Source organism: Microbacterium xerophyticum, assembly GCF_053543555.1.
This window is the reverse complement of the sequence record NZ_JBLVOB010000006.1, coordinates 922082-928263: the sequence shown is the minus strand read 5'-3', so window position 1 is coordinate 928263 and position 6182 is coordinate 922082. Positions and strand designations below refer to the sequence as shown.

Annotated in this window: 5 protein-coding genes; 2 read left to right on the top strand and 3 right to left on the bottom strand. The window is 62.2% G+C overall.

Annotated features, from left to right (window positions below; all coding sequences use genetic code 11):
- Positions 1-313 precede the first annotated feature (313 nt).
- Genes ACNPNP_RS11160 through ACNPNP_RS11150 form a run of 3 tightly spaced genes read right to left on the bottom strand, consistent with a single transcriptional unit; the run spans position 314 to position 3409 of the window.
- Complete coding sequence (locus ACNPNP_RS11160; protein ID WP_448966082.1) at positions 314-706, bottom strand: nuclear transport factor 2 family protein; 393 nt, start codon at positions 704-706, stop codon at positions 314-316.
- Complete coding sequence (locus ACNPNP_RS11155) at positions 699-1895, bottom strand: serine hydrolase domain-containing protein (protein ID WP_448966081.1); 1197 nt, start codon at positions 1893-1895, stop codon at positions 699-701. The genes ACNPNP_RS11160 and ACNPNP_RS11155 overlap by 8 nt, the downstream gene beginning before the upstream one ends.
- On the bottom strand, positions 1892-3409 hold the full coding sequence (locus ACNPNP_RS11150; protein ID WP_448966080.1) for an MFS transporter: 1518 nt from the start codon (positions 3407-3409) through the stop codon (positions 1892-1894). Before ACNPNP_RS11150 ends, ACNPNP_RS11155 begins: the two co-directional genes overlap by 4 nt.
- Positions 3410-3619: 210 nt before the next feature.
- On the opposite strand from ACNPNP_RS11150, the gene ACNPNP_RS11145 reads away from it, so the two are divergent.
- Together ACNPNP_RS11145 and ACNPNP_RS11140 are read left to right on the top strand one after the other, a co-directional pair.
- Positions 3620-4696 carry a zinc-binding dehydrogenase gene (locus ACNPNP_RS11145; RefSeq protein WP_448966079.1) on the top strand — a complete coding sequence of 359 codons (1077 nt, stop codon included), beginning with the start codon at positions 3620-3622 and terminating at the stop codon, positions 4694-4696.
- Between the two features lie 12 nt (positions 4697-4708).
- A complete protein-coding gene (locus ACNPNP_RS11140) occupies positions 4709-6169 on the top strand; it encodes an MFS transporter (RefSeq protein WP_448966078.1) in 1461 nt (486 codons plus the stop codon).
- Positions 6170-6182 lie beyond the last annotated feature (13 nt).

The following is a 6182-nucleotide window of genomic DNA, read 5'->3' as shown; positions in this document are numbered from 1 at the left end:
GGATCACCTTCCCGCAGCCCGTCTTCGTCACGACCCGTGGATGACCGGGAATGGTCCGGTCGATCGCTCGCGCTCAAGCGGGACCCGGCGGTGGCGTGCCGTGCGCGTCGAACGCTGCCGATATCGCCCCTGCCATTCTTCGCGCAGAAGACGATCGTGGAACTGCAGGCCCGTGAACATGCTCGGCATATACCGTGGGACACGGCGCGTACCGGGGAATGTCACCGCGGTGCCACCGAGCACAATCGGTGCGCCAGCGGCTCCAGCGTGAGAATCCGGCCCAGCCGATCCGTGCGCCGCCAGACAAGCGCTGTCATGCTACTGTCCGGCGGTGAATCAGCCACCCGTCAGTCGGTGTCGACACCAGCACGTCCCGATACTCGCCGGCAGCGATGACGGTGGCACGTTTGGTGTCGATGAGCATCCAGTAGGAACGGGCCTCTGCAGTGTGTGGTTCGTCCGTGGGAATGATCAGCGCGGCACCCGTGACATGCACTTTGCCGGAATTCGGACCGGCCGCGCCGCTCTCACGTTGACGGGCGATGGCGTCCGCAATGGTCGCCCGCCCCCGGAGTTCGGTTCCTCCTAGTACCCACTTACCATCAGGTGTGAACAATGCGGCGATCTGATCTGGTTCTGTCGCTGAGTCAGCACGGAAGGCAAAATCGGCAAGGACATTCCGGATGCTCTCTACGGTGTCACGCACGTCGAACGCTCACTCGATCGCGGACGTCATCGCGGATTGCTCGCGCGGCTTGGACGATGGGGTAATAGGGATGCTCTTTCCAGTCCGTCGGTGCACCGGAAGCCATTTGGTTGTGCGTGATGGCAACAGACAGGCCCGTGTCGATTTCTGCCCATGCGAGCGAGTATCCCGCGCCGGGATGGTGGAGGATCTGGTCCGATTCCCCGAGTAGCGGATGCGCCCAGGGTGTATGCCCGGCGAGGTGGTATCCGAAAGCGCCGACCCATGAGGGCACGCCCAGGTATACGTCGACGTCTTCAGTGCTGTCACGGGGTTCGAGGAACTGTTCGATCTCGTCGTGATCGAACAGCCGCACGCCATCTAGCTCTCCTCTGTTGGCGAGCATTCCGAATACGCGCGCGTAGGATTCGGCGGTACCGAATGACCCGGCACCGGGGTTTACTGCCCCGATGGATACGGGCAGATTGTAGACCCGGGCGCTCGGGTAGACGGCACGGGGCATCCCTTGAAGGAAGTCCGGTGTGGCAGTCGCTGGCGGCTCGCCGCCGTACAGGGTTGCGATGAGCTCGCGTTGTGACTCGGGAACCCCGAAGTACAGATCTTCAATGCCCAGCGGTCCGAGTACGGTGTCTTGGATGATGACGTCGAAGCCGCGATCCTTGCCGTCAATCCTTCTCACGATTTCGCCGACGATCCACCCCCAGTTGAGCGCGTGATAACAGTTCACCGTCCCTGCGGGGAAGACGGGCTCGCTCTGCTCGATCTGGCGCACCATCCACGCCCAATCCGCCTGCAACTCGGGGGTGATGCCGTCCGGCATCCAAGGGATGCCGGCACGGTGGCTGAGGACATCTCGAACTGTGATGTCCCCTTTTCCTCGGTTTCCGAACTCAGGCCAGTAGTCGGCGACTGGTCTGCGATAGTCGACGAGCCCTCGGGCCGCCTGGACATGCAGCGCGGTGACGGTGACCGCTTTCGTGACGGAGAACGGGCAAAAGAGGCTGGAGTTGGTGACCGGATCGCGGGTGTCCTTATCGAGTACTCCCGCGGATGCGTTGAATGCCAACTCACCGTTGACGTAGCCAGCGGCTTGAATTCCTGTTTCGCCGCGGAAGAGCGACTCCGCGAGGGCCTCTTCGATGGCCTCATTGTACTGATCGAATTTCGTGTGCGCCATGCGCTGATTCATCCCTTCGTTGTCGTTTCGGGGGTTCCCGCGGTTGCCGTCATCTTTGCTTTCAGGGCGACCTTGCCGACGCCTCTCGGGATGAACAGCGCGATGATGAACGCCAGCCCCATCCAGACAGCGGCGACCGCGAAGGTGTTCGTCCAGCCCTGCTCTACTGAGTAGCCGGTGCCGGGTACGAGTTGGGCGGTGATGAGGGCTGTAACCAGTGCTGGGCCCAAGGAGCCGCCGAAGGCCTGAAACATCATCACGGCGCCGTTCACGGCCGCGGTCTGACCCATCGGCGCTTCCTGGGTAGCGATGGTGAACTGGCCGGCCCAGATCCAACACATGCCGCACGCCCAGATGGCTGCGCCGATGACAAAGTCCCAGATAGAGGAACGATTGAACGTCCAGTAGAGGAAGACGGCACCCATGACGAGCAGGCCGAATGACAACACCAGGCGGCCGCCGAGAACGTTCACAAACTTTGCGGCGAGAGTGCTTCCGAATCCGATGATTATGCTCATCGGGACGAGAACCAGCCCGGCCGTCAACAGGCTGGCGGTGAAACCGTATCCGGCGATCTCAACCGGAATCTGCACATAGTTCGACACGCCGATGTAGCAGAAGAACGCTGCCCCGGCCTGCGACGCTGACACCAGAAGAACCGGCAACATTCGCTTCCCGAACGCGACTTTGACGTTCAGGATTGGTGCCGGGTGTCGGCGCTCGTATCCGACCCAGAACGCGAGGACAAGTACGGCGGTTCCCGCGCAGGCGAGGGTCGGGACGGAGAAAACGCCCCACTCGTTCGACTTCGTGATCGCAATGACAAGGAGGACAGGCCATACACAGAGCCCGAGGACCCCGACGACGTCGATTTTGACACGTTCGCGGTAGCGGGATTCTGGAACGAAGGCGATCACGAGGATGAGGCAGAGCGTGGACAGCCCCGCCGTAAGAAGAAACACCTCTCGCCAGGAGAAGCCGACGGCCATAAATGCACCGGCGAACAGGAAGGAGATGGCGACGCCAGGACCCTGAATGCCGCTGATGAACCCGATACCTCGACGGACGTCTTTCTCCTCCAGGCGATCACGGAAGATGGCAATCAACAACGGCACAGAAGCGCTTACGCCCGCGATCGCACGCCCGGCGATCACCATCGAGGGGTGCATCGCCATCGCGGTGATGGTGTTGCCGACCAGCTGGCAGGTGAGCACACCGATGATGACTTTTCGGTGCCCAACGATGTCGCCGATCCGGGCAAGGACGCCTGTGGATGCTAGTCCGACCAGAGAGGCCGCGAGGAGTACCCATCCGGCCGCGACTGGAGAAAGCCCGGCCTCGCTGATGAAGATCGGAGTCATGGGCACCACCATGAGAGATTTGATCTCCATCACAAGAGCCACGAGCGAGCAGATCGCCGCGATACCGAGCGCCTGTTTCGGGCCGATGATGTCAAACCGGGATCGCCGATGAGAGGTGTCCACACTCTGCGGTGCACCGACTGGAGCCGGGTTTCGTTCAGCCATTGAAGTTCCTCCGTTATGTGAATCCACACTGATTCTTCGCTCGCCACAGCAAGCGCCACAGGTCAGAACGAAACGAACGATGCCGCCCTGATGCTGGGGCGTCGATCATGTTACGGTTAGGTTTACGCCGTGTCTAGTCTTTTATCAGGATGTTGCATAAGTTTGATGAGTGTTCGATGAGCCGCCTGGCGCGGGGAAGGATGGGGATACATGTTCGGTGCGATCGTTGTCGATGGCCGGATCGAGGTTGTGGACGATTTGGAGGTGCGGGACCCTGAAGTGCATGAGGTGAGAGTGCAGGTGACGGCTTCCGGGCTGTGCCGAAGTGACCTTCTTCACCTGGATCGGCCGTCTGACCAGCCGGTGGTGATCGGGCATGAGGCAGCCGGTGTCGTCCGCGAGGTCGGTGAGAAGGTTACTTCGGTGCGGGTGGGTGACACCGTGGCTGTCACGTGCCAGGTGCCGTGTGGCCGATGTGATGAATGTGCCAGGGGACTGTTTACGGCCTGCTCGGCGTCGTTCGGTCAGGGACTGGCCCCGTTCACCCACGACGGACGCGCGGTTCGTTCGATGGCTCGGGTGTCGTCGCTCGCATCGGAGATTGTCGTCGACGAGTTGCAGGTCCATCCGATCAGCGGCGTAAGTCCTGCCGCTGCGGCGCTCATAGGCTGCGCGGTGAGTACAGGGTATGGAATGACAAAGAACGTCGCTCGTTTGGCCCGTGGAGAGTCCCTCATGGTGTTCGGGGTCGGTGGGATCGGTATCAACGCGATCCAGTCCGGGCGGCTGTTGGGCGCGAGCAGGATCACTGCTGTCGACATCAACCCTCACAAGGCCGACGTCGCGGCGCAGTTCGGCGCGTCAGAGTTCGTGCAGATCGAACGCGCAGATACCGCGGCTGAGATCGTCGAGAAGCTCACGACGGCGCGGATCCCCCTCGTCGACGCGATCGTTGACTGCACTGGTCAGGCGGAGATTCTCACTGCGGCGCAGGAACTCCTCAAGCCAGGAGGTCGGCTTGGGTTGGTGGGCATCCCGCACCGCACGCCCGCGTTTCCCGTCGACATCAATCAGATGATGCACCGCCACCTCACCATCACCGGTGCGCTCAATGGCGCCACCAATCCCTACGTCGATATGCAGGAACTGGTGCAGTTCGCGCAGGCGGGCGCACTCTGCCTTGAGGAGCAGATCTCGCACCGGTGGCCGCTGAAAGACGTGGCCATTGCGATCGAGGCGCTCCGTCGAGGCGACGTCGTGCGGATCGCCATTGACATGCCGAACTAAGTCGGTCAGGCGATGCTCACGAACACCGAGACGCTTACGAGGCCGGCATCGAAGCCCCGAGCTACGCTTGCTGCCCTGTATATCGCGATCGCAGCGTTCACGATATCCACGACGATCTTGCTGCCGTCCGTACCGGTCGTGGCTGCGCAGTACGACGTCGACCAACCCCTCGCGGCCTGGGTCATCACTGGGTACATGGTGGTTGCAGCGATCGCAAATCCCCTGTTCGGTCGCTTGGGGGACATCTACGGGGCGCGTCGGATCATCATTGTCGTGCTATCTATCTTCGCCGCCGCCGCGGCGGTGGGGGCATTCGCACCCACGATTGAGGTTCTGATTGCGGCCCGGGCCATGCAGGGAGTCTCAGCTGCGACCATCCCGCTTGCGATCAGCGTCATCCGTCACCGCGTCCCCGACGCACGACGCGCTCTTGCCGTCGCACTTGTCGGGGCGATGTCCGCGGCGGGCGCCGCGCTGGGTATGCCGCTTGGCGGACTGCTCGCAGGAAACGGATCCGTGCAACCGGCGTTCTTCGTCGGCGGTGGCATGTCTATCGTCGCGCTTGTGATGACGGTCGCATTCGTGCGCCCATCGGCGAGGACCCATGGGGGCCGACTGGACTACATCGGTGCCATCCTCCTCGCCGTGACAGTTGTCATGCCACTCACAGGATTCAGTATCGGAGCGTCCTCAGGATGGCGCTCCTGGGCATCATGGGCGCTGCTCGGACTCGCCCCGATGGCAGCGACCGTCTTCTGGATCCGATCGTCTCGTGTTGAACATCCCTTCTTGAATACCCGTCTTCTCCGGTCACGGGGAGTGGCCACGACCAACGCTATGACCGCCTCCCTTGCCCTCGCGTTGTTCTCTGGATTCGCTCTCGTGCCACTGATTGCGCAAGCACCCTCGACAAATGGCGGACTTGGCCTCTCTCCCGTGACAGCTGGTCTTCTCCTTCTCCCCACGTCCGCTGCAACCTTTCTCGCCTCCGTGATAGCTGGGCTTTGGCTACGTCGCGGAAGCCCAAAACTACCCTTACTCGTAGGCTCGGGCGTGGGGTTCGGTGGGTTCTTGATGCTGGGGTTCATCCCGCCCTCGGTCGCTGTCCTCGGCGTTGCGGCGGCCGCTATGGGTGTCGGATTCGGATGTCTGTCGTCGTGTACTCCAAACCTCATCGTTGCGTTCGTTCCGCTAGAACACACGGCCGCCCAGACGGGCGTGGCCTCGATGGTTCAAAACCTGGGGCAATCCGTGGGTGCGCAGGTCGCAGCACTGACCTTCGCGGCCGGAGCGATCACGATCGGGGGACTCCCACAAGCGGCGTTCGCGGCGTTCATCGGTGCAGTGACGGTCCTTGTCGCCGCGGTGTTGACGATTTCGCTCCCGCGTCTGAATCCCGGGGGAGAGCTGACCAGTCGTTCGCGAGTTCGAACCGATGCGGACCTAAGGTGCGGGGCGCCCAGCGAGCTATGAGAAGGTGAATCTC